The sequence below is a fragment of the Niallia circulans NBRC 13626 genome, from assembly GCF_001591585.1.
Lineage (GTDB): Bacteria > Bacillota > Bacilli > Bacillales > Cytobacillaceae > Niallia > Niallia circulans.
This window is the reverse complement of the sequence record NZ_BCVE01000002.1, coordinates 49,619-72,648: the sequence shown is the minus strand read 5'-3', so window position 1 is coordinate 72,648 and position 23,030 is coordinate 49,619. Positions and strand designations below refer to the sequence as shown.

Genomic DNA, 23,030 nt, shown 5'->3' with positions numbered 1-23,030 from the left:
ATAGGGAGAAAAGCTCCTCTATTAAAAAGGTATATCTCCACACTGTTCATTTAAATAAAGGAAGAAACAAATAGAAGCAATTGCCTGCAAATAAATCAAGTAACAATAGCAGAAACCAATGATTTTAGATAAAAAAGAATACCTTATTTTCCTAGAATGCACCCTTTCTATAAAAAGTCCATCTTTTTTTCTATTTTGACCCCTTTTTTCTTGATTATTTATACTATTGCTATATGATAGAAGTTAAAAGACTAGAAAATTTCACTTGCTAGTTGTAGGAGGATTTTTTTGGAACAGAAGGAATGGTATCTAGAATACGAAATTCAAAAAAACCGACCTGGCCTACTAGGGGAGATTTCCTCATTACTAGGGATGCTTTCAATCAATATTATCACCATTAATGGGGTAGACGATGGACGGCGTGGCTTATTAATGTTAGCCAAAAATAAGGAACAAATAAAAAGGTTAGAATCTATTCTCTATACAATGGACACAATAAAAGTAATCAAGCTTAGAGAACCTTCTTTAAGAGATAAACTTGCAGTTAGACATGGTCGTTATATTCAGAGAGATGCAGATGACAAAAAAACATTTCGCTTTGTTCGTTATGAGCTAGGATTGTTAGTAGATTTTATGGCCGAATTATTTAAGACAGAAGGCCATAAATTAATAGGTATTAGAGGGATGCCGCGGGTAGGTAAAACGGAGTCCATAGTAGCTGCAAGCGTTTGTGCAAATAAGAGATGGCTTTTAGTAAGTTCTACTTTGCTAAAGCAGACTATCCGCCATTCCTTAATGCAGGGAGAATATAATGAAAACAATTTATTTATCATTGATGGAATTGTTTCTTCTAAACAGATTAATGAGCGACATTGGGCGGTTGTTCGAGAAGTGATGCGCCTGCCATGTATAAAAGTAGTAGAACATCCTGATGCCTTTGTACATAATACAGAATACACTTTAGATGATTTTGATTATATTATTGAGCTAAGACATGAGCCAGGCGAGGAGATTCTTTATGATGTTCATAAAAAAAATACTCTTGCCTTAGAAAGTGAATTCGAGGGTTTTGATTTTTAGTAGTTGGAAGGTGTTATCTTGTGAGTGAATTAGGAAATCGATTAAAAGAAGCTAGAGAAGCTAAAGGACTAACGTTAGAAGAATTACAAGAGATTACCAAAATTCAAGTCCGTTATTTAGTTGGCATTGAAGAAGGTAACTATAGTATGATGCCAGGTAAATTTTATACACGGGCATTTATCAAACAATATGCAGAAGCAGTAGATTTGGTTCCAGAAGAAATATTTGAAGAGTATAAAGCCGAGGTACCAACAACGGTAAATGATGAGTTACCGCAAAATTTATCGAGAGTAAATTCAAGAAGCGCAATAGACGGAGCCACTTCTAAAGTATTTGATATCTTGCCAACTATTCTTATTGCTATTCTTGTATTGGCTGTTGCTTTCCTGGTTTGGTATTTTGTGTATGCAAAAGATTCAAATCCAGAAAAACAGTCTAGTAGTGATACGGAACCGAATTCTGTTTATATGAAATCAGATGCATTAAATAAAAAGGAAAAAGAAAAAGCAATTGATGAGGATGCTAATAAAGAGGAAGAACAAGTAGTTGAAGAAGAAGAGAAGAAAGTAGAAGAAGAGGCACCAAAACAAGAGATTACCAAAAAAGAAACAGCGGGAAGAACGACAACATATGAAGTGAAAAATGCTGAGAAGTTTGTTGTTAAGCTTGTAGCAACAGGAAAAGTTTGGGTTGATATCCAAAATGGCAAAAACTATTCTTTTTTCCAAGGTATCCTTGAAAAGGGTGGAGCTGAATCACACGAAGAAGATTTATCAAAAGAGACAGAAGCACGTATTGTAATTGGAAATAGTCAAGTTGATGTTTTTGTCAATGATGAAAAATTAGAGCTTGGTGATTCATCCTCTAGACAAGATCTTGTTATTAAAAATATAAAAGAAGAATAGTCATCGATTCGATGACTATTTTTCGCTATTATATCGTAATTAGGTTATAATACTAATGTTTTTAATTTATTTTTAATGAAAGTGACGATTAACGTCATGGTAATGGAGGATGTAAGATGAATTTGCCAAATAAGATTACCGTAGCAAGAATTTTATTAATTCCCGTCTTTCTAGTCATCATGCTAGTGGACTTTCAATGGGGAGAACTAACATTTTTAGGTGTTACCTTACCGATGACACATTTTATCGGAGCCTTGATTTTTATTCTAGCATCGACAACGGATTGGATTGATGGACACTTTGCGAGAAAGTATAATCTAGTAACCGATTTAGGGAAGTTTTTAGATCCTTTAGCAGATAAATTATTAGTTTCGTCTGCATTAATTGTTTTAGTAGGATTGCAGATGGCACCTGCATGGATTACGATTGTTATTATCAGCAGAGAATTCGCAGTAACCGGTTTACGTTTAATATTAGCTGGCGGCGGAGAGGTAGTCGCAGCAAATATGCTTGGGAAAATTAAAACTTGGGCTCAAATAGTTGCGATTTCAGCCCTTTTACTACATAATATGATTTTTGAACTTGTCTCACTGCCGTTTGATAAGCTTGCACTATGGGTTGCTTTGATCTTTACAATTTGGTCTGGCTGGGATTATTTTGCAAAAAACAAACAGGCTTTTGTTTCATCCAAATAAAATAGAGGAATAAAAATAAGGACATCTATTTATGACAAGCGAATATTGCTTTATAAAGAGACGTCCTTTCTTTATGAACAGACAAAAAGGGGGAGCACTACATGAATGCAGAGATTATTGCTGTTGGCTCAGAATTATTACTTGGACAAATTGCTAATACAAATGCTCAATTTATATCCAAGCATTTAGCCGACTTAGGAGTAAATGTTTATTATCATACAGTAGTTGGAGATAATGCAGCTCGTTTAGAGGAAGCGATAAAAATCGCTGAAAATCGAGCGCAATTGCTTATTTTCTCCGGCGGATTAGGTCCAACAAAGGATGATTTAACGAAAGAAACGATTGCCAAGCATATAGGGAAAGAGTTGGTTTTTGATAAAACAGCTTTAGCTTCCATTGAAGACTATTTTGTCAAAACGAAACGCACTATGACGGAAAACAATAAAAAACAAGCATTGGTATTAGAGGGAAGCGACGTTCTTCCAAATGACCATGGGATGGCACCAGGGATGTTTTTAAAAAAAGACAATCGTTTTTATATGCTTTTACCAGGACCACCGAAAGAAATTCAGCCAATGTTTGTCAAATATGGATTTCCAGCTATACAAAAGCAAATGACAAGCAAAGATGTCATCGTTTCGCGCGTGCTTCGCTTCTTCGGCATTGGAGAATCGCTGCTGGAAACAAAAATAGAAGACTTAATTGATGCCCAGACTAATCCGACTATTGCCCCGCTCGCAGGAGATGGAGAGGTAACATTACGTATCACATGTAAACATGATTCTGTAGAAGAAGCAGATAAATTGATTGCCAAAACAGAAGAAGAAATATTCGCACGCGTAGGAGAATTTTTCTATGGATATGAGGACACTACATTAATGAATGAGCTTTCCCATATTTTATTAAAGAAAAATTTAACAGTAGCAGCAGCAGAGAGTCTGACAGGAGGACTGTTTCAGAAGGAGATAACAGGAATTCCAGGTGCTGGGAATATTTTTAAAGGGGGAATTGTTTGCTATACAAATGAAGTAAAGCATCAAATCCTGCAAGTAAAAGAGTCGACGATTAAAGAACATGGTGTGGTAAGCGAGCAATGTGCGAAAGAGCTTGCAGAGAATGTGGCACGTTTATTAAATGCCGATATTGGGATAAGCTTCACAGGTGTTGCAGGCCCAAATGAATTAGAAGGAAACCCAGTAGGTACCGTTTATATTGGGATTGCTAAAAGCGGGGAGCCGACAAAAGTAGAGAAGTTAGCATTAAGTGGAACAAGAGCAGGTAATCGAGTTCGAAGTGTGAGATACGGTCAATATTTCTTATTAAAAATGTTAGAAGATAAATAGTAGGGTGTCTTTTACTTAAAAGCTTCCTTTCAGCTGGAAAATAAAAAAAACGAATGAATGTTCGATTTTTTACTGTACAAATGAAAGGAAAAAAGGTATATTAAGTATATAATCTTTTAAACAACGAATGAATCATGATTAGTGAGATTCATTTTTTATATAAGGAGGAGAACGTATTTGAGTGATCGTCAAGCTGCATTAGAAATGGCGTTAAAACAAATAGAAAAGCAATTTGGTAAAGGTAGTATTATGAAGCTGGGAGAGCAAGCAGATAGAGTCATTTCTACTAGTCCAAGTGGATCTTTAGCTTTAGATGCAGCCCTAGGTGTTGGTGGATATCCAAGAGGTCGTATTGTGGAAATTTATGGTCCTGAAAGTTCAGGTAAAACAACAGTAGCGCTACATGCTATTGCTGAGGTTCAGGCAAATGGCGGACAAGCAGCATTTATTGATGCAGAGCATGCATTGGATCCAGTTTATGCACAAAAGCTTGGCGTTAATATTGATGAATTATTACTTTCTCAACCAGATACCGGAGAACAAGCATTAGAAATCGCGGAGGCCTTAGTACGAAGCGGGGCAGTGGATATTTTAGTTATTGACTCTGTAGCAGCACTTGTACCAAAAGCAGAAATTGAAGGCGAAATGGGAGATTCTCACGTTGGACTTCAAGCACGTTTAATGTCACAGGCGCTTCGTAAGTTATCTGGGGCTATTAATAAATCCAAAACAATTGCTATTTTCATTAACCAAATTCGTGAAAAAGTTGGAGTAATGTTCGGAAATCCTGAAACAACTCCTGGTGGTCGTGCGCTAAAATTCTATTCATCTGTCCGACTAGAAGTTCGTCGTGCTGAAACGTTAAAACAAGGAACAGATATGGTAGGAAACAAAACAAAAATCAAAGTGGTAAAAAATAAAGTAGCACCACCTTTCAAAGTAGCGGAAGTTGATATCATGTATGGAGAAGGTATCTCTAAAGAAGGAGAAATTATTGACCTTGGTTCAGAACTTGATATTGTTCAAAAAAGTGGAGCTTGGTATTCTTACAATGACGAAAGATTAGGCCAAGGCCGTGAAAATGCGAAGCAATTCTTAAAAGAAAATCCAGAAATGCGCTTAGAGATTCAAAAGAAAATTCGTGATCATTATGGGCTGGATAAAGAAGTAACATTACAGCCTGATAATGACGACCAAGAACAATTCGAATTAATCGATTAATCATTAAGAAAAGATGGGAGACGGTTTTTCCGTTTGCCATCTTTTTTGTTACTATTCTATAAAAGTATATGTTTCGATACCATTCGTGTGCTTGAAGCTAACTAATCCAAAAACACGCAATTATTGGCCATCTTGTAAGCTGAAAAGTAAAAAAAACTCTGTAATCGACTTAGGCATTTTTAAAGAGGCTGTGGGATATAGGTCTCCACAGGTTTAATAAGCTTAGTTTCTGACTATAATACGGATGATAGGTTAGATTTAGCTTTAAATAAGGTGAAATTCATACATATATAGGAAGTAAAGAGCAATTGTTAGAGGAAAATGATAACGAGATAGCCAATGAGAATTAGGTTAATCCTACTAGTTCAAAGTCTTGACAATAAATTGGTACAACTATACAATTGAATTGTATATTTTACATTTTTATAAGTATGAAAACCTAGAAAACATTTTTATAAGACTAGGGAAAATTTCGATTGAAAAAAGGAACATTTTAAGCCAATACTTTTAAAATCGTAACAAACACAATTTGATAGCAAGAGGAGGTGAAAATGATGGATTTAATAAAAATCATCTCCATTTTGCTTATTCTAATCGTTATTGCCGTTGTTGGCTTTGTTGTATATTTTATTCGAAAGTCCAATGCTAATGCAAAAATTAGCAATGCAACGTTGACTGCTGAACAAATTATGGAGAATGCAAAGCGTGAAGCAGACGCATTGAAAAAAGAAGCTTTGTTAGAAGCAAAGGATGAGATTCACAAGCTTCGTAGTGAAGCAGAACTAGAAGTTCGTGATCGAAGAAATGAACTACAAAAACAAGAAAATCGTTTATTGCAAAAAGAGGAAAATCTTGATCGCAAGGGAGAAGCGTTAGATAAACGCGAATCAGTGTTAGAAAAGAGGGACGATTCTCTTAATAAAAGACAACAGCATATGGAAGAGATGGAAAGCAAAGTGGACGAGATGGTTCGCAAGCAGCAAACAGAACTAGAGCGCATTTCTGGATTAACCCGAGAAGAGGCGAAGTCCATCATTTTAGAGCGTACAGAGCAAGAAGTTGCTCATGATATTGCGATAATGATTAAAGAAAGTGACACTAGAGCGAAAGAAGAAGCAGATAAAAAGGCTAAAGAAATTTTGTCACTTGCAATCCAACGTTGTGCAGCTGATCATGTTGCAGAAACTACAGTTTCCGTTGTTAACCTTCCAAATGATGAAATGAAAGGGCGAATTATCGGCCGTGAAGGACGAAATATTCGAACGCTTGAAACATTAACAGGAATTGACTTAATTATTGATGATACACCAGAAGCAGTAATTTTATCTGGTTTTGATCCAATAAGACGTGAAACTGCTAGACTTGCGTTAGATAAGCTCGTCCAAGATGGACGTATTCATCCAGCTCGTATTGAAGAAATGGTTGATAAAGCTCGCCGAGAAGTGGATGAACATATTCGTGAGATCGGAGAACAAACTACGTTTGAGGTCGGAGTTCATGGATTACATCCAGATTTAATTAAAATTCTCGGCCGTCTAAAATTCCGTACAAGCTATGGACAAAATGTATTAAAGCACAGTATGGAAGTGGCACAATTATCAGGAATTTTAGCTGCTGAACTTGGTGAGGATCAAACTCTTGCCCGCAGAGCTGGCTTACTTCATGATATAGGGAAAGCAATTGATCATGAAGTAGAAGGAAGCCATGTGGAAATTGGTGTCGAACTTGCTACCAAGTATAAAGAACATCCAGTTGTGATCAATAGTATCGCATCCCATCATGGTGATACGGAACCAACTTCAATTATCGCTGTACTAGTAGCTGCTGCTGACGCACTTTCAGCTGCAAGACCAGGAGCGCGAAGAGAAACATTAGAAAACTATATTCGCCGACTTGAGAAGCTTGAAGAAATTTCAGAGTCTTATGATGGAGTAGAGAAATCATTCGCTATTCAAGCAGGTCGTGAGATTCGAATCATGGTGAAACCTGATCTTGTGGATGATTTAGAATCCCATCGATTAGCACGTGATATTCGTAAGAAAATCGAAGAGGAATTAGATTATCCAGGTCATATCAAAGTAACCGTCATTCGTGAAACAAGAGCGGTTGAATATGCAAAATAAAAACGGTGCGTTTGCACCGTTTTTTTTATTGCTTGGCAACATTATTTTCAAAAAGCTTTTAGAAGGAAAATCGAGTTAGGAACGCAAGCAATAATATGTTACACTGTTACATAGTGAAGATTAGAAAGTAGGAAAAAAGACATGCATATTTTATTTATTGGGGATGTCGTAGGCTCTATGGGCCGAGATATGATTAAAGAGTACGTACCAAAGCTGAAGGAGAAATACCGTCCTCAGATGACGATTATAAATGGCGAAAATGCTGCTGGCGGAAAAGGAATCACCGAGAAAATCTATCGAAGCTTTCTGGAAATTGGTGCTCAAGCAATAACAATGGGAAACCATACATGGGATAACCGTGAAATATTTGAATTCATCGATCAGGCAAAATATTTAGTACGACCTGCCAATTTTCCCGAAAATAATCCAGGAAAAGGCATGGTATTTGTTAAAATTAATGATATTGAAATAGCTGTTATCAATTTACAAGGCCGAACATTTATGAATCCGAGTGATGATCCATTTATCGTGATTGATGGCTTAGTTGAGGAAGCAAAAAAACGCACCGATATTATTTTTGTTGATTTCCACGGAGAGGCGACAAGTGAAAAGCAAGCAATGGGATGGTATTTAGATGGGAAAGTAACAGCCGTTGTGGGAACACATACACATGTGCAAACTGCAGATAACCGTATTCTTCCAAATGGAACTGCCTTTATGGCAGATGTTGGGATGACAGGACCATATGACGCGATTCTTGGGATGCAGAAGGAATTAGTATTGAATCGTTTCTTAACCAATTTGCCAACACGCTTCGAGCCGCCGAAGAGTGGGAGAGCACAATTAAGCGGCTGTCTAATCGAAGTAGATAAAAAGACTGGGAAAGCAAAGAAAATAGAACGTATATTGATCAATGATGATCATCCATTTTTCTCGTAATAAATGGATGATGATTAGGAGAACTAGCTCTTCTTGTATTAACAAATATTTTCTAATTTTTTATGTCCAAGCTGGAATATGTGTATGAAACTTGGAATATAGTAACATTGGAATGATATATATCCTGATATGTTCATTATTACTTAATGTAACATGCGGGGGGGTTAAACAAGGAGGAGCTAGAAATGGAGATATTAAAGGTTTCAGCAAAGTCTAGTCCCAATTCTGTAGCTGGTGCGCTTGCAGGTGTTCTACGTGAAAGAGGTGGAGCAGAAATCCAAGCTATTGGTGCAGGTGCATTAAATCAAGCGGTTAAAGCAGTTGCTATCGCAAGAGGGTTTGTAGCACCTAGCGGAGTGGATTTAATCTGTATCCCTGCCTTCACTGATATCGTCATTGACGGTGAGGAACGAACAGCCATCAAGCTCATTGTGGAGCCTAGATAAAGAGAAAACAAGATTTGATAAAAAGTAGAAAAGCATGTAATTACATGCTTTTCCATTTATTCTGATCTTAATGGACAGTAAGAGGAAAGCGGCAGAACTTGCAGAACTTCTTGATATTCGCAGAAGCAGGTTTGAAGTCAGCTGTCTATTTAGTACTGAATGATTAACTATGATGAGTTGGAGAAGAAAAAATCTTCTCTGATCATAGTTTCGCTGTAACCCTTCTCTGATTGGTATGCTTGTTTGTGTTCTCTGATCTTTTTGGACCTGAATAGAGCAACCTTCAAAAAGGAAGGGGGATGTCTCCTCAATACGGTTTAGGCCCCGCAGTAAGGATTAAGTTGAAGAATAAACTTTTTCCTAAGCTATTACTTGAAACTGTGGAGAGTAAACCAAATGAGTGAGGCATCCTTTTTTTATAACTATAGTCAATTGATATCTTGAGGGATAGGAATAGCCATCAAGATTTACATAAAAAGAACATCTTTGTATGGGAGTGAATGGTTTGAATTACTTTGATGGACATTGTGACGTATTATTTAAAATGTTTATGGATAAAACAATAAATTTTCAGAATAGTAACAAACTTCATGTGACGAAGAGAGATTTACAAAAAGGGGGAGCAAAAATTCAATGCTTTGCTATTTATGTTCCAGAATCTGTCCATCCTGATATGCGGTTTGAAGCAGCTTTATCGATGACAAATATCTTTTATGAAAAAATCTTACAGCCGAATTCAGATTTAAAATTTATACGCTCACAAAAAGATATAAATGAATTAAAAGATGGAGAAATTGGTGCACTCCTAACATTGGAAGGCTGTGATGCAATTGGAGGAGATCTGCTAAAATTAAAAACATTGCTTCGATTAGGTGTTTCAGCAGTAGGGCTTACTTGGAACTATGCGAATGCTGTTGCGGATGGAGCACTAGAACCCAGAGGTGCAGGTTTATCTTTATTCGGGAGAGAAACAGTGAAGCTTTTGAATAAACAATCGATTTGGGTAGATGTTTCCCATTTATCGGAAAATGCTTTCTGGGATATTATGGAGCATGCTGATCATCCATATGCATCACATTCGAATACATATAATCTTTGTCCACATCCTCGTAATTTACGTGACGATCAAATTAAAGCAATGGTAGAAGCAGACAGTGTAATCGGAATTACTTTTGTACCACAGTTTTTAAGTGGAACAAATTCAGCCACTATTACAGATATTCTGCGCCATCTTGATTATATTTGTTCGCTTGGAGGAGAGGATCATGTCGGTTTTGGTTCCGATTTCGATGGAATCGACCAAACGGTAAAAGGTCTAGCCTCTACTGCTGATTATCCTAATCTAATAAATGAGCTAACAAGATATTATACAAGTATGCAAGTAGAAAAATTCTTATATACGAATATGGCAAAAAGGTTTCCGAAATAAAGGAAATCATCAGCTTCTTTTTGAGGAGGAGGGTGAAAGTCTCTTTCTAGTTAAACAATAAGAAAATAGTAGAATGATATCTTTAAAACGTTGCTATTGTTTTCAAAAGATGAAAGGCTTATACTAGAATAATGAAAATATGTCTATAAAGAATAGTACATATGAAACAGCAGCTATTATATGGATGGATGTTTTTCTTGTCTAAGCAGCTTTAATCAATTCACTCTGATGGGTGGAGAGAAGGAAACACCAATCAATAAGAAGCCTAAACATGTATTTTAACAAACTTATGGATGAAATAAAAATCATCGATAAGAGAGGAGTAGATGAAATGAACGAAAACCAACGTTTAGAAGGACAACAAATCGGAAGCAATAATTCTTCGGACAAAAAATCCGAAAAGGATTATAGCAAATATTTCGAAACAGTATATAAAGCGCCTTCCTTAAAAGATGCAAAAAGACGAGGAAAAGAAGAAGTTCGTTATGAAAAGGATTTCTCTATTTCCGAACAATTCCGCGGAATGGGTGAAGGACGTAAATTCTACATTCGTACATATGGCTGTCAAATGAATGAACATGACACAGAAGTAATGGCAGGGATTTTCTTAGCTTTAGGCTATGAAGCAACAGATTCAGTCAATGACGCCAATGTTATTCTTCTTAATACTTGTGCGATTCGTGAAAATGCCGAAAATAAAGTATTTGGTGAATTAGGGCATTTAAAACATTTAAAAACGGAAAAGCCGGACCTTTTAATAGGTGTTTGTGGATGTATGTCACAAGAAGAATCTGTCGTAAACAAAATCTTAAAAACATACACACAAGTAGATATGATATTTGGTACACATAATATTCACCGTTTACCAAATATTCTTCATGAAGCATATATGTCAAAAGAAATGGTCGTAGAAGTTTGGTCTAAAGAAGGGGATGTAATCGAGAACCTTCCTAAAGTACGTAATGGAAAAATTAAAGCATGGGTAAACATTATGTATGGCTGCGACAAATTTTGTACCTATTGTATTGTTCCATATACTCGCGGAAAAGAGCGAAGCCGCCGTCCAGAGGATATTATTCAAGAAGTGCGTCATTTAGCTGCACAAGGGTATAAAGAAATTACTTTGCTTGGTCAAAACGTAAACGCCTATGGAAAAGATTTCACAGATATCGATTTCCGTTTCGGAGATTTAATGGAAGAAATGCGCAAAATTGATATTCCGCGTGTTCGTTTTACAACAAGTCACCCACGTGATTTCGATGATCATTTAATTGAAGTGCTTGCTAAAGGCGGTAACCTAGTGGAACATATTCACTTACCAGTTCAGTCTGGTTCATCTGATGTGTTAAAAATTATGGCACGTAAATATACAAGAGAGCAGTATTTAGAATTAGTTCGCAAAATGAAAGCGGCTATTCCTAATTTAACTCTTACAACAGATATTATTGTTGGTTATCCAAATGAAACAGATGAGCAATTTGAAGAAACATTATCTCTTTATAAAGAGGTTGGTTTTGAAGCGGCTTATACATTCATCTATTCTCCACGTGAAGGAACACCTGCAGCACGAATGAAAGATAATGTTCCGATGGAAGTTAAAAAGGAACGCCTACAGCGCCTAAATGCTTTAGTTAATGAGTATTCTGCTAATTCCATGAAGAATTATCAAGGCCAAACGGTAGAGGTTCTTGTAGAAGGAGAAAGCAAGAATAACCCAGATGTGCTTGCTGGTTATACACGTAAAAACAAGCTAGTAAACTTTGTTGGACCAAAATCGGCAATTGGCAAACTTGTTTCTGTGAAAATTACCGATGCAAAAACATGGTCATTAAATGGAGAAATGATCGAGGTATTAGAAGCAGAAGCTGTTGAGGCAAACTAATGGCGAAATTCACACGAGAAGAAATTATTGAACGAACAGAGCAGCTTGCCAAAATGATTCGTGAGACAGAAGAAGTGGAATTTTACCAACGTGCCGAAAAACAAATCAATCAAAACCAAAAAGTAAATGATCGAATTGCCCAGATTAAAAAGCTGCAAAAACAAGCAGTTAATCTTCAGCACTATGGCAAAATTGCTGCTTTAAAAGATACTGAAGCAAAAATTGATGCATTACAAAAAGAAATTGATGAACTGCCAATCGTCAGTGAATTTAAAGAATCACAAGAAATTGTCAATGATATGCTGCAAATGGTAACAAAAACGATCGCGGAAACAGTAGAAACAGAAATTCTTTCTTCTAATGAGAAGACGAAAGAACAATAAAACACTGAGATTCTCCGAAACAAGCGGAAAGAGGGTAAAAACATCCTCAAGAGTACCGCTGGCAGTTTTGGTAAATACAATGTAAACATATAAATGAAAACCAAGCATATTTTTGCTTGGTTTTTACTTGTTTTGATTATTTAAAATATTGATCGCCCGTAAGAATGCTTTCCGATATTCCTGTTGTTCCTTCATAGCTGTTTGCAAGGTTGAAAGCAATGCTTTATTAAGCTGTTTCGTTTCTTTGTCTTTTGCATTTCCGTTATTAACTGTTTGCAATAGAAATGTATACACAAGAAATAAGACAGAGTAATTGTCTACATAAGTTAGACTGACGGCACTTCCGCCATTTCCTCCTTCCGCATGTGTGTTAACAGAAGGCCCCCCTGTTTCTAGAATTTTATCGATAAGCTCCTCTGGTACTCCAAGCTCCTTTAATTTCTCGGCAGTTAACCCAATATTTTTTTCTTTAGCCATTCTTTAGCCTCCTTTTATTAGGTATGTAAAAAGAAAAGGGCAATCATCAAGAAGATGTTGCCCTTTATTATATGCTTATCTCTTATAGGAGTGATTATCTTAAAGGTGATTAACCTTCATTCACCATTTCAGGGCTATTTTCGTTGTAAGATACAGCAGTAGCAGCACCAGCAACGTTAGCATTAACTAAAATACCACCAACAAAGAAGTTTAATAAGTTAACACCTACAGCAGCACCACCAGCAGCACCAGCAGCAGAAAATTGGTTAGCTAGGTTACCGTTTCCTTGAGTAGCATTAGTGAATCCGCGAAGTTCTGCTCCTTTGTTTCCAATGCCTTTACCTTTAGCAGTAACATCAGTACCAGCAAGGCCAGTACCCTTACCTTCGTGACAATCAGATGTGCATTTAGACAACATTTGACTTCACCTCCTTTCAAGAAAAGATTCTTTACTTATTTTTTGATGAAATCTGAAAGATCTAGTGAAAAAATAGGCTTGCCGTTAACATTTAATTTAAGGTTCCCATCATCATTTGAAGCATCAATGACAGGTAATTTCTCTTGCAGCTTGCTTAGGGTGTCTTCACTTACTATACTTTTTAGCGTTTCGGGATTAAGATGTGGTTTTACTTTTTCTTTAATTGAATCTAAATCAACCGCACTTGCAACTTTCTCCTTCATCGCATCCATTGTAGTTCCAGCTACATTCTCAGAAACACCTTTGGTTAACTTTTGGACTAATCCACCCATTTCTGAAGATAATTTAGTAATTAATTCTTGTGCGTATTTAGCTCCGTCCTCACCAGTAACCTCTTTACCATTAACATTGAATTTAAAATCAAACTGATCGTTTTTATTAAATAACCCTGCCAACTTCCTCACCCCCTTACCGTATACTACAGTATATAGAGATTAGAACAAGCTGTATCCGCGAATGTATTAATACAAACGCATATTTTTTTTAAAAGCTTAAAAAAGAGCTGAATGGTAAGGTTCTTTCATAAAAAAAAGAAATATTGGAAAGTTTTTTTAAGAATCGATAAAAAGTAGGATAGATGTCTAGAAAAAACGCTAATATCGGCACACTTACCCAAGTTTTACATACAATGAAGTAGATTTAAGCATTACTTATCGTCTTTAAAAATTATCGCACACTAGACTCCTATCCCGCATAGGATGAAATGAAAATGAATGAGGAGGTTTCGCTCGAACATGGGAGAATATAGAGAGATTATTACAAAGGCAGTCGTAGCGAAAGGACGTAAATTTACAAAATCCAATCATACCATCTGCCCAGACAACAGCCCATCAAGTATCTTGGGCTGCTGGATTATCAACCATACGTATGAAGCAGAAAAGGTTGGTAAAACAGTAGAAATTAGTGGATACTTTGATATTAACGTTTGGTATTCTTATAATGACAATACACAAACGGAAGTAGTAACAGAGCGTGTAAAATATACAGATGTCATTAAATTAAAATATCGTGATCCTGACTGCTTAGAAGACCACGATGTAATTGCACGCGTCTTGCAACAACCAAACTGCATTGAAGCAGTGATTTCGCCAAATGGCAATAAAATAATTGTCCATGTAGAAAAAGAATTTATCGTTGAAGTTATCGGAGAAACAAAAATCTGTGTAGAGGTTTGCACAGACGAATGTGGCAAAGAAGATGACGATGAATGGTTTAAAGATGAAGTAGAAGATGAAGAATTTGAGGAATTAAATCCAGACTTCCTTGTAGGCGGGGAAGAAGAGTAAAGGCTAGGAGCTTTTCCTAGTCTTTTTTTCTATTAATGATTCCTCATAATCAATAATAGAAAAGCCTTTTTCCTATTTGCGTAAGAAAAAGGCAGGAAGATTATCTTTCACAAGCAATTCCGTCTTTATCACGGTCCATTTTTTTGTTTGCGTCATATAAGGCTTTAGATACATAAGGTTTGTATTTTGTTTTTCCACCTTTATTTTTGGTGCTTTTTGATTTAGCAACGCCACCCTTATAATCCTTGTTAAGGGCTGTACAATTTTTGTACTTTTTAACTTTTGTTTTTGCTTCTGCACTTGAATGTGGCATAAAACTTAGCATAAGAACAATCGTTAAAAGAATAGATAGAATACGTTTCAAGATAATTGCTCCTTTTCCTAAAATTAACTTTTATTTCAAGCTAAATTATAAAAGATTTGTTCGCGAATTACTAGTATTATTTTTAAAAATAATACTGGAATGGAGCAAAATGGAATGAACTAGTTATCACCTTTAACTTCACACAAAAAAAGCAATTATTTTTCAGAGATATTCATGTTCTTTTCCCAACACCCCCCACTGAAATATTCTATTTCTTTATGTTATAATGGGAGAATAATAGATTTGGACAGGATTTTGGAGGAAGTTATGACAACATATACGCCCATGATACAACAATACTTACAAGTGAAGGCAGATTATCAGGATGCCTTTTTATTTTTTCGTTTAGGAGACTTTTATGAAATGTTCTTTGATGATGCCATCAAAGCATCACAGGAGCTTGAAATTACTTTAACAAGCAGAGAAGGAGGGGGAGCAGAGCGAATTCCCATGTGCGGTGTCCCACATCATTCTGCTGCAAATTATATTGAACAGCTAGTCGAACGCGGCTATAAAGTGGCAATTTGTGAACAAACAGAAGACCCGAAACAGGCAAAGGGAGTTGTGAAAAGAGAGGTCGTTCAGCTGATTACCCCTGGAACGATGATGGAAGGGAAAAATCTTTCCGATAAAGAAAATAACTACATTGCCACTATCTCTTTGTTTGCAGATGAGCAATTTGGCTTTGCTTATAGCGATTTATCGACAGGGGAAAGCAAAGCAACTCTTCTTAAGGGAATCGACTCTCTATTAAATGAATTATCCTTATCAGGTGCAAAGGAAGTCGTAATTTCTGACAATTTCTCAAAAGAGTATCAGAAGCGATTACAGGAAAGAGGTACATTGACCCTTTCGATTGAAAATGATCTGGATGAAAAAGATGTGCATGTACCATTATTGCAAGGTATTCAAGAACAACAGTTAAGAAGCACCGTTGTCCGCTTGTTTAATTATCTATATCGCACACAAAAGAGAAGCTTGGATCACTTACAGCCGGTTTCTACTTATGTTATTGATCAATTTATGAAGATTGATTATTTTTCTAAGCGGAATTTAGAATTAACGGAAACAATTCGCTCAAAAGGAAAAAAAGGATCTCTTCTTTGGTTATTAGATGAAACGAAAACCGCGATGGGGGGAAGACTTTTAAAACAGTGGATCGATCGTCCACTATTAAATAAGGAAGAGATTGAATATCGTCAAAATCTAGTCGATACAATGATTGGACATTACTTTGAACGCCAAGATTTGCGGGAAAAATTAAAGGAAGTATATGATTTAGAACGTTTAGCAGGACGAGTGGCTTTTGGAAATGTTAATGCAAGGGATCTTGTCCAGCTAAAAAAATCGTTACAACAAGTACCAATCATTCAGCAAATTGTTGCATCGTTTGGTTCAAAGGAAGCAATGAGATTGGCTGAAGACCTAGATCCTTGTGAAGATATTACTGATTTACTGGAGCGAGCAATTGTTGAAAACCCGCCGTTATCCATTAAAGAAGGAAATATTATTTTAGACGGCTACCATCCTGAATTAGACAGTTACCGTGATGCAAGCCGAAACGGCAAAACATGGATTGCCCAGCTAGAAAGAGAAGAACGGGAAAAAACAGGCATTAAATCGCTGAAAATCGGCTATAATCGTGTATTTGGCTACTATATAGAAGTAACAAGAGCAAACGTCCATCTATTACAAGAAGGACAGTATGAACGTAAACAAACCCTTGCTAATGCGGAACGTTATATAACGCCAGAATTAAAAGAAAAAGAAAGTTTAATCCTGCAAGCCGAAGAAAAAATGGTGGAATTAGAATATGAGATTTTTACAACCATCCGGGAAACCATTAAAGAATATATTCCACGCTTACAAAATCTTGCAAAAACTGTAAGCACACTAGATGTGCTTCAATGTTTCGCCACAGTAAGTGAGGATCGCCGCTATGTGAAGCCTGTGTTTTCAAGTGATCGTACGCTTTCTATTAAAAACGGCCGTCATCCTGTAGTAGAAAAGGTAATGAATGCACAAAGCTATGTAGCAAATGACTGCACCATGCATAAAGACAGAGAATTGCTGTTAATTACTGGGCCAAATATGTCTGGTAAGAGTACGTATATGCGCCAGATTGCCTTAACAAGCATTTTGGCGCAAATCGGCTGCTTTGTGCCAGCAGATGAAGCAGTGCTGCCGTTATTTGACCAAGTATTTACGAGAATAGGAGCGGCCGATGATCTTATTTCCGGGCAAAGTACGTTTATGGTAGAGATGCTGGAAGCAAGAAACGCACTCCTGCATGCCACTAATAATAGTTTAATTCTATTCGATGAAATTGGTCGAGGCACAAGCACATATGATGGAATGGCATTGGCACAAGCCATCATTGAGTACATTCATCATGAAGTTGGTGCGAAGACTTTATTCTCTACCCACTATCATGAGCTGACTGTGCTTGCAGAAGAGCTTCCATCATTAAGCAATGTTCACGTCAGCGCAATGGAGCAAAACGGAAAAGTTATTTTCCTTCATAAAATAAAAGAGGGAGCAGCTGACAAGAGTTACGGAATTCACGTTGCACAGCTTGCTGAATTGCCAGAAGCATTGATTGAACGAGCACAAGAACTATTAACAAGCCTTGAGCAAAAGGATCAATTTGCTGGAGAAGCAGCCGTGGCAGTAATCGAAAAACCGGTTATGAAAGCTGAAATAGCTGAAGAAGAGGCACAATTATCATTCTTTGAAACAGAAGAGAAAAAACCGCAAAAAGTGATTTCTACGAAAGAAAAGCAAATTGTTAATAAACTGAAAGACTTAGATATATTAGAAATGACGCCAATGCAGGCATTAAATACATTGTACGAACTTCATAAAAAAGTCCGTAATGATAGATAAAGTGGGTTAGGGTGATAGAGTGTAAAGCCAGTGGTATGAACGCATAGAAATGAAATTGCGTTAGAAAAAGTGGTGTTCATAGGAACGATGAAAGCTGCAAATTCAACTATTTCAGCTGATACACTGCCCTATCCCTGATCGAAAAAAGTAAGAAAGAAAAGAGGAGAAACAATGGCAAAGATTATTCAACTGGATGATGCACTTTCGAATAAAATTGCTGCAGGTGAAGTTGTTGAGCGGCCAGCCTCTGTTGTAAAAGAGTTAGTAGAAAATAGTATCGACGCAAAAAGTACTTCAATTGAAATTTTTATCGAGGAAGCTGGTTTACAAAGCATTCGTATCCTTGATAATGGACAAGGAATTGACGAAGAGGATGTTTTAACTGCTTTTTCCAGACATGCGACAAGTAAAATAAAAGATGAAAATGACTTATTCCGAATCCGCACCCTTGGATTTAGAGGTGAGGCACTGCCAAGTATTGCCTCTGTCTCTCATGTCACTTTAACCACTTCTACTGGAGAAAAAGGGACAACAGTAGAGCTTAACGGCGGACATTTAGTGAAACAGGAAGGCGCGCCGGGAAGAAGGGGAACAGAGATAATCGTCAGCGATTTGTTCTTTAATACGCCAGCAAGATTGAAATATATGAAATCGATTCATACGGAGCTTGGTAATATTACCGATATCGTCAACCGCCTAGCCCTTGCTCACCCTGATATTAGCTTTCGCCTAGTGCATAACGAGCGCAAGCTCCTTCATACAAATGGCAATGGGGATGTAAGACAAGTGCTTGCGGGCATTTATGGCCTAAATATAGCAAAAAAAATGATACCAATTTCAGCAAGTACCCTTGATTTTAAACTAAGTGGCTATATGGCTCTGCCAGAAATTACGCGTGCGTCACGGAACTATATTTCCACCATGATTAATGGCCGCTTTATTAAAAACTATTCTCTTGTACGCAGTATTCAGGAAGGCTATCATACGTTATTGCCTATTGGCAGATATCCCATTGTTCTTTTAAATGTAGAAATGGATCCAATTCTTGTTGATGTAAATGTTCATCCATCAAAAATGGAAGTGCGCTTTAGTAAAGAACAAGAGCTATACGAACTTGTCAGCAATACGATTAAAGCAGCATTTAAGAAAAAAGAGCTTATTCCAGCAGGACTTATCCGCGAGAAAAAGCCTGCTCCAAAAGAAGAGCAAGCGGCCTTCAGCTTTGATACGATTCGCGAATCGGCAATGCCAGTATCAGTTCCAAAAATGGATTCTGTTTTTGCCAATCCAACAACAGAGCAAGTAGAAAAGCCGAGTTGGAGCGAACCTCTTGAAGACACACCAAGCAGTCGGCAATCTGGAGAAAGTGATGAAGAATCAACTATAACAGATGCCACAGCCTTTTTCTTTGGACAGGAAGGGAATAGTACTACCGCGCCTGCAACAGAAGAAGAGATAGAGGAAGCATGGGAAGAGGAAGAAATAGCTGACGTGGAAGAGGGGCCGAGAGTTCCGCCCCTTTATCCAATTGGGCAAATGCATGGAACCTATATTTTTGCACAAAACGAAAGAGGACTTTATATTATCGATCAGCATGCAGCCCAAGAACGAATTAAATACGAATTTTTTCGGGAAAAAGTTGGCGAGGTCCATAAGGAATTACAAGAAATGCTTATCCCATTAACATTAGATTATTCCTTAGATGAATGGATGAAAATAGAAGAAAATAAAGCCGAGCTCGAAAAGGTAGGCGTATTTCTTGAACCATTTGGCCAGCAAAGCTATCTAGTCCGCTCCCACCCACAATGGTTTCCAAAAGGAGAAGAAAAAGAAACAATCGAGGAAATGATTGAACAAGTACTCTCCATGAGAAAAGTAGATATAAAGCTTTTACGAGAAGAAGCTGCCATTATGATGAGCTGCAAGGGATCCATTAAAGCAAATCGCCATTTACGAAACGATGAGATTCAAAGTTTATTGGACGAACTTCGGACAACATCCGATCCATTTACCTGTCCACATGGTAGACCGATTATTGTGCATTATTCTACTTATGAGATGGAGAAAATGTTTAAGCGTGTGATGTAATTATTTAGTAGAAGAAACCCTTTGTTTATAAGGATTTATAGATTGGTTTTGATGGATTTGACCACATTTTGACTATTTTTACCAGTATGAGCTAGATTTAAAAGTACTTTTGTTAAATATTCAACTGATATGTCTTGCATATTAGGAGACACAGATCTGTTATAGTAATTATTTTTATAAAATGTTTGCTTACAAATCCTGTTTTCAGAGTAAAGCGATTTAAAACACACCGACAGCAAAAAATAGATTGTATACTGTCCCCCGCTCATTTGAGCAGGGGATTTTTTAGTTTCTATGTGTATAAAATAAATAAATGTAAGTTAAACTATTCAAAAAAAGTGGTGATTGTTTTGAACAAAATTATTGAAAACCTCGACATTCATGCTAAAGGGATATGGGTTCCTATTGTTTGGGCAGTAATATTATTAATGGTTGTATTATTTATGCCAAAGGAAAAAATGAATGGGCTGCAAATTTATTGTACTTATGGCGTAATTGGTGCTATTACTTGGATTGCAAATAGTGTATTTGGAATATATTTAGATTGGGTAGATTTTGGGAGAGCAGAATCTACTGGTATTGGGGAGCTGCTAACATACGCAATCATTCCCTCATCATTAGCGATATGGTTTTTAAATAAATTGCACAGAGATAATCGTATGAAACGAACTCTATTATTTGTGTTATTGTCTTTGTTCATTGAGTGGACATGCCATATATCAGGATTTATGGGATACAATGGATGGAGTTTACTTTATAGCATACCTGTATATATAATCATTTATTATTTTTTCTTACCTTTTCACTATAGACTAATAAAAGATATAAAAGTCAGCTAAATATAAAATCTTTGTTATAAGCCCTATTCTTCGGAGTAGGGTATTTTTAGTTAAGCGTAAATTCGTCCCCCTTTTTATATTATCGAGAAATGATCCTCTGTAATATAAATGGAGCTGAAATTTGATTCAGGGTGAGATTTCAAATTCAAATTAGATTCTATAGTATCTCCTATTCCCATTTTTTTGTTTGATACATATATATGTATAGGGGAATCCCCCTAATGGATGTGATTTTATGGAAGAAAATGCAATAAGGGAAATTCAACGAGAGATTGATATTGTCATAGCTTTTTTATTGTTAACAGGACAAATAACTTTAACTCGGGTTTATTTTGGCCCCGGCTATTTTGGGGTAACTGTTGGCGGGCCGTTAACGGGAGCTAATAGGTTGGAAAGTATTAATGATAACCCGCTTGGTAATTTTACATTGGATATAATCGACATTATAATAGCTGTCTTAATCTTAAAAGACGAGATTAATCTTGTAGGTCTTTTTGTGGCTTCTGATGCTCGGTTTTCCTTAAGTATAAGCGGTCCTTTATTCGGGAGAGAAAAGGTGGTTCCAGTTACGAAATTTCTAAAGAAAAATCAGAAAGAGTTTAATGCAATAGTTTCCGATAATTATTTCTTAGATGACGAATTTATAAAAGCTTTAAAAAGGATGAAATAGGGGGAAGAAAAATGGCCTTAACAGATTTACCAACGATAAAAAATGATTCCATGGGCAGTAAGTTCTTAATTGCCTTGGCGATAACAATATTTGTATTTTTCTTTACAAAAGATAAAAAAACGGATGCTATGTAATATGGTTCTAAATATCTATTAAATGGTCAAACTAAAAGTTGAACCTTATTTTCACTTGAGCATACACTACAGTGAATCTATAAGAGGAGGCTAATGCCATGGAAAATAATAGAGATTTAATGGAATCTTCAAGTCATCATTTATCCAGCCATCACCATCATCATCACCATAAAAAGGATCATGATCATTATAAACACAAGTTTCATCCTAAATGTCACAAGCACTTATTTGAATTTATTCAAATAGAAACAAGAGATGGAGAAGTTCACCAAGGTATTCTGCATAGTTACGATGATGAAAATGTATACTTATTGGTAAGTGGTCATCATACAAGCGAGGATAGTCGGTTAATATTCCCATTTAGAAGGTTTGGATTAATTGGATTCCCATTTTTTGGAATAAGAAGATTTGGTCCATTCTTCCCTCTTTGGTGGTAAAAGTTCGTTTTAACAAATAACGATGAATATACAGATAAAAAAATGGTTCGTTATAGTGAGTGGCGGGATGTTCTGTTACTCCCCTCACCTTCGCCCTGCTCAATAAGCAGGGTATTTTTATGCCCAATATTTCAGCTTTTCCAAATCCTAATAGGGTTATTATGTAAGTATGAATCTTCTATTATGGTTCTCTTAATGTGGATATAGAGAGAGAAGTAGACGTGGTTTTAACTATAATTGAATGGCCAGCTCTATTTCAAAAACCAACAAAGTCTGTTTTTTGTATAGATCTTTTATTTTATTTGAAACTTTTTGATTATTCAAACGTATTCCCTTAGAGAGAGGAGGAAGAAAATGAATAAATTTTTTAGTAAATGTGCTTCTATTTTATTAATAGTCATGGTGGCAGCATTAGCGGGCTGTTCGGCTGAAGCGGAATCAAAAGACAAAAACATTAGTACACTTGAAACTGTATTGAATGAAACATTTACAGTGCCTAATAAAGAACTTCGGGACATTTTAGAAGATCCAAATAATTACACGATGATCGGGAATGACGAAAATACAAGCTCATCAAGTGACCTGGATTCTTACTTAAAGAAGAAGTATCAGGAATCTTTTACCGAAGAAATGTATGATAAGTATACAGGAACCTACGCATTAAGCTATATAGCAGCTAGTCCAGAAAAGAGTGAAATGAAGATAAAGGACGTTCAAGTAGCCCAAAAGGAAAAACAGCAAAATATCTATGATTACACGGCTATTATTGATTATAAAAAGGACGATGACTCTCCAATAGAAAAATATGAGGTTAAGGGGCAAGTGAATTTTTCGGAAAGCGGAAAGATTGTTGCGTTTATTATTGATGAGGATAGTAATTTATCTAGGGATATAAGAAATAATTAGGAATAGGAAGGTACTATCT

The 23,030-nt window shown here is 36.4% G+C and carries 23 protein-coding genes; 19 read left to right on the top strand and 4 right to left on the bottom strand.

The window, feature by feature from the left end; all coding sequences use genetic code 11:
* The first annotated feature begins 288 nt into the window (after positions 1 to 288).
* From BCI01S_RS02810 to BCI01S_RS02760, 11 genes are all read left to right on the top strand, one after another.
* Complete coding sequence (locus tag BCI01S_RS02810) at positions 289 to 1,080, top strand: YmfK family protein (protein WP_047940066.1); 792 nt, start codon at positions 289 to 291, stop codon at positions 1,078 to 1,080.
* Between the two features lie 20 nt (positions 1,081 to 1,100).
* Positions 1,101 to 1,985 (top strand): helix-turn-helix domain-containing protein, encoded by an 885-nt coding sequence (locus BCI01S_RS02805; protein ID WP_047940067.1) that lies wholly within the window; start codon positions 1,101 to 1,103, stop codon positions 1,983 to 1,985.
* A gap of 116 nt (positions 1,986 to 2,101) precedes the next feature.
* Positions 2,102 to 2,680 carry a CDP-diacylglycerol--glycerol-3-phosphate 3-phosphatidyltransferase gene (pgsA, locus tag BCI01S_RS02800; protein WP_047940068.1) on the top strand — a complete coding sequence of 193 codons (579 nt, stop codon included), beginning with the start codon at positions 2,102 to 2,104 and terminating at the stop codon, positions 2,678 to 2,680.
* Between the two features lie 101 nt (positions 2,681 to 2,781).
* Complete coding sequence (locus BCI01S_RS02795; RefSeq protein ID WP_047940069.1) at positions 2,782 to 4,023, top strand: competence/damage-inducible protein A; 1,242 nt, start codon at positions 2,782 to 2,784, stop codon at positions 4,021 to 4,023.
* Positions 4,024 to 4,200: 177 nt separating this feature from the next.
* A complete protein-coding gene (gene recA / locus BCI01S_RS02790; protein ID WP_047940070.1) occupies positions 4,201 to 5,244 on the top strand; it encodes a recombinase RecA in 1,044 nt (347 codons plus the stop codon).
* 554 nt (positions 5,245 to 5,798) lie between these two features.
* A complete protein-coding gene (gene rny, locus BCI01S_RS02785) occupies positions 5,799 to 7,367 on the top strand; it encodes a ribonuclease Y (protein WP_047940071.1) in 1,569 nt (522 codons plus the stop codon).
* Between the two features lie 141 nt (positions 7,368 to 7,508).
* Positions 7,509 to 8,306, top strand: a complete 798-nt coding sequence (locus tag BCI01S_RS02780; protein WP_061796644.1) for a TIGR00282 family metallophosphoesterase — start codon at positions 7,509 to 7,511, stop codon at positions 8,304 to 8,306.
* 185 nt (positions 8,307 to 8,491) lie between these two features.
* Positions 8,492 to 8,752: a stage V sporulation protein SpoVS gene (gene spoVS / locus BCI01S_RS02775; RefSeq protein ID WP_016201204.1), complete on the top strand. Its 261-nt coding sequence runs from the start codon at positions 8,492 to 8,494 to the stop codon at positions 8,750 to 8,752.
* A 505-nt stretch (positions 8,753 to 9,257) separates the two neighbouring features.
* Positions 9,258 to 10,181, top strand: a complete 924-nt coding sequence (locus BCI01S_RS02770) for a dipeptidase (protein WP_156485383.1) — start codon at positions 9,258 to 9,260, stop codon at positions 10,179 to 10,181.
* A 331-nt stretch (positions 10,182 to 10,512) separates the two neighbouring features.
* Entirely contained in the window at positions 10,513 to 12,063 is a 1,551-nt protein-coding gene (miaB, locus tag BCI01S_RS02765; protein ID WP_047940278.1) for a tRNA (N6-isopentenyl adenosine(37)-C2)-methylthiotransferase MiaB, read from the top strand.
* Positions 12,063 to 12,446: a YlbF/YmcA family competence regulator gene (locus tag BCI01S_RS02760; protein WP_047940074.1), complete on the top strand. Its 384-nt coding sequence runs from the start codon at positions 12,063 to 12,065 to the stop codon at positions 12,444 to 12,446. The genes miaB and BCI01S_RS02760 overlap by 1 nt, the downstream gene beginning before the upstream one ends.
* Positions 12,447 to 12,569: 123 nt before the next feature.
* On the opposite strand, the gene BCI01S_RS02755 is transcribed toward BCI01S_RS02760, so the two are convergent.
* From BCI01S_RS02755 to BCI01S_RS02745, 3 genes are all read right to left on the bottom strand, one after another.
* A complete protein-coding gene (locus BCI01S_RS02755) occupies positions 12,570 to 12,923 on the bottom strand; it encodes a hypothetical protein (protein ID WP_047940075.1) in 354 nt (117 codons plus the stop codon).
* Positions 12,924 to 13,032: 109 nt separating this feature from the next.
* Complete coding sequence (locus tag BCI01S_RS02750) at positions 13,033 to 13,341, bottom strand: hypothetical protein (RefSeq protein ID WP_047940076.1); 309 nt, start codon at positions 13,339 to 13,341, stop codon at positions 13,033 to 13,035.
* 35 nt (positions 13,342 to 13,376) lie between these two features.
* Entirely contained in the window at positions 13,377 to 13,796 is a 420-nt protein-coding gene (locus BCI01S_RS02745; RefSeq protein ID WP_047940077.1) for a hypothetical protein, read from the bottom strand.
* Between the two features lie 339 nt (positions 13,797 to 14,135).
* Between BCI01S_RS02745 and BCI01S_RS02740 the strand changes: the two genes are divergently transcribed.
* Complete coding sequence (locus BCI01S_RS02740) at positions 14,136 to 14,687, top strand: outer spore coat protein CotE (RefSeq protein ID WP_047940078.1); 552 nt, start codon at positions 14,136 to 14,138, stop codon at positions 14,685 to 14,687.
* 100 nt (positions 14,688 to 14,787) lie between these two features.
* Here BCI01S_RS02740 and BCI01S_RS02735 read toward each other — a convergent pair whose 3' ends face one another.
* Positions 14,788 to 15,012 carry an excalibur calcium-binding domain-containing protein gene (locus BCI01S_RS02735; protein ID WP_095257593.1) on the bottom strand — a complete coding sequence of 75 codons (225 nt, stop codon included), beginning with the start codon at positions 15,010 to 15,012 and terminating at the stop codon, positions 14,788 to 14,790.
* A gap of 306 nt (positions 15,013 to 15,318) precedes the next feature.
* Between BCI01S_RS02735 and mutS the strand changes: the two genes are divergently transcribed.
* From mutS to BCI01S_RS02705, 7 genes are all read left to right on the top strand, one after another.
* Entirely contained in the window at positions 15,319 to 17,937 is a 2,619-nt protein-coding gene (gene mutS, locus BCI01S_RS02730; RefSeq protein ID WP_061796640.1) for a DNA mismatch repair protein MutS, read from the top strand.
* Between the two features lie 171 nt (positions 17,938 to 18,108).
* Positions 18,109 to 20,025, top strand: coding sequence for a DNA mismatch repair endonuclease MutL (gene mutL, locus BCI01S_RS02725; RefSeq protein ID WP_061796635.1), 1,917 nt, complete (start codon positions 18,109 to 18,111; stop codon positions 20,023 to 20,025).
* 350 nt (positions 20,026 to 20,375) lie between these two features.
* Entirely contained in the window at positions 20,376 to 20,864 is a 489-nt protein-coding gene (locus BCI01S_RS02720) for a hypothetical protein (RefSeq protein ID WP_061796629.1), read from the top strand.
* A gap of 235 nt (positions 20,865 to 21,099) precedes the next feature.
* The gene (locus BCI01S_RS02715; protein ID WP_047940083.1) at positions 21,100 to 21,534 is read left to right on the top strand and encodes a hypothetical protein; all 435 of its coding nucleotides are present in this window, start codon (positions 21,100 to 21,102) and stop codon (positions 21,532 to 21,534) included.
* An 11-nt stretch (positions 21,535 to 21,545) separates the two neighbouring features.
* The gene (locus BCI01S_RS26140) at positions 21,546 to 21,668 is read left to right on the top strand and encodes a hypothetical protein (protein ID WP_268874790.1); all 123 of its coding nucleotides are present in this window, start codon (positions 21,546 to 21,548) and stop codon (positions 21,666 to 21,668) included.
* A 98-nt stretch (positions 21,669 to 21,766) separates the two neighbouring features.
* Positions 21,767 to 22,105, top strand: coding sequence for a hypothetical protein (locus BCI01S_RS02710; protein WP_047940084.1), 339 nt, complete (start codon positions 21,767 to 21,769; stop codon positions 22,103 to 22,105).
* A 354-nt stretch (positions 22,106 to 22,459) separates the two neighbouring features.
* A complete protein-coding gene (locus tag BCI01S_RS02705) occupies positions 22,460 to 23,011 on the top strand; it encodes a hypothetical protein (protein WP_061796627.1) in 552 nt (183 codons plus the stop codon).
* Positions 23,012 to 23,030 lie beyond the last annotated feature (19 nt).

Bases quoted from the DNA above. Each gene is read 5' to 3' on its own strand.
- pgsA (WP_047940068.1), top strand. From the start codon at position 2,102: ATGAATTTGCCAAATAAGATTACCGTAGCAAGAATTTTATTAATTCCC.
- BCI01S_RS02795 (WP_047940069.1), top strand. From the start codon at position 2,782: ATGAATGCAGAGATTATTGCTGTTGGCTCAGAATTATTACTTGGACAA.
- rny (WP_047940071.1), top strand. From the start codon at position 5,799: ATGGATTTAATAAAAATCATCTCCATTTTGCTTATTCTAATCGTTATT.
- BCI01S_RS02780 (WP_061796644.1), top strand. From the start codon at position 7,509: ATGCATATTTTATTTATTGGGGATGTCGTAGGCTCTATGGGCCGAGAT.
- spoVS (WP_016201204.1), top strand. From the start codon at position 8,492: ATGGAGATATTAAAGGTTTCAGCAAAGTCTAGTCCCAATTCTGTAGCT.
- miaB (WP_047940278.1), top strand. From the start codon at position 10,513: ATGAACGAAAACCAACGTTTAGAAGGACAACAAATCGGAAGCAATAAT.
- BCI01S_RS02760 (WP_047940074.1), top strand. From the start codon at position 12,063: ATGGCGAAATTCACACGAGAAGAAATTATTGAACGAACAGAGCAGCTT.
- BCI01S_RS02755 (WP_047940075.1), bottom strand. From the start codon at position 12,923: ATGGCTAAAGAAAAAAATATTGGGTTAACTGCCGAGAAATTAAAGGAG.
- BCI01S_RS02750 (WP_047940076.1), bottom strand. From the start codon at position 13,341: ATGTTGTCTAAATGCACATCTGATTGTCACGAAGGTAAGGGTACTGGC.
- BCI01S_RS02740 (WP_047940078.1), top strand. From the start codon at position 14,136: ATGGGAGAATATAGAGAGATTATTACAAAGGCAGTCGTAGCGAAAGGA.
- BCI01S_RS02735 (WP_095257593.1), bottom strand. From the start codon at position 15,012: ATGCTAAGTTTTATGCCACATTCAAGTGCAGAAGCAAAAACAAAAGTT.
- mutS (WP_061796640.1), top strand. From the start codon at position 15,319: ATGACAACATATACGCCCATGATACAACAATACTTACAAGTGAAGGCA.
- mutL (WP_061796635.1), top strand. From the start codon at position 18,109: ATGGCAAAGATTATTCAACTGGATGATGCACTTTCGAATAAAATTGCT.
- BCI01S_RS02715 (WP_047940083.1), top strand. From the start codon at position 21,100: ATGGAAGAAAATGCAATAAGGGAAATTCAACGAGAGATTGATATTGTC.
- BCI01S_RS26140 (WP_268874790.1), top strand. From the start codon at position 21,546: ATGGCCTTAACAGATTTACCAACGATAAAAAATGATTCCATGGGCAGT.
- BCI01S_RS02710 (WP_047940084.1), top strand. From the start codon at position 21,767: ATGGAAAATAATAGAGATTTAATGGAATCTTCAAGTCATCATTTATCC.
- BCI01S_RS02705 (WP_061796627.1), top strand. From the start codon at position 22,460: ATGAATAAATTTTTTAGTAAATGTGCTTCTATTTTATTAATAGTCATG.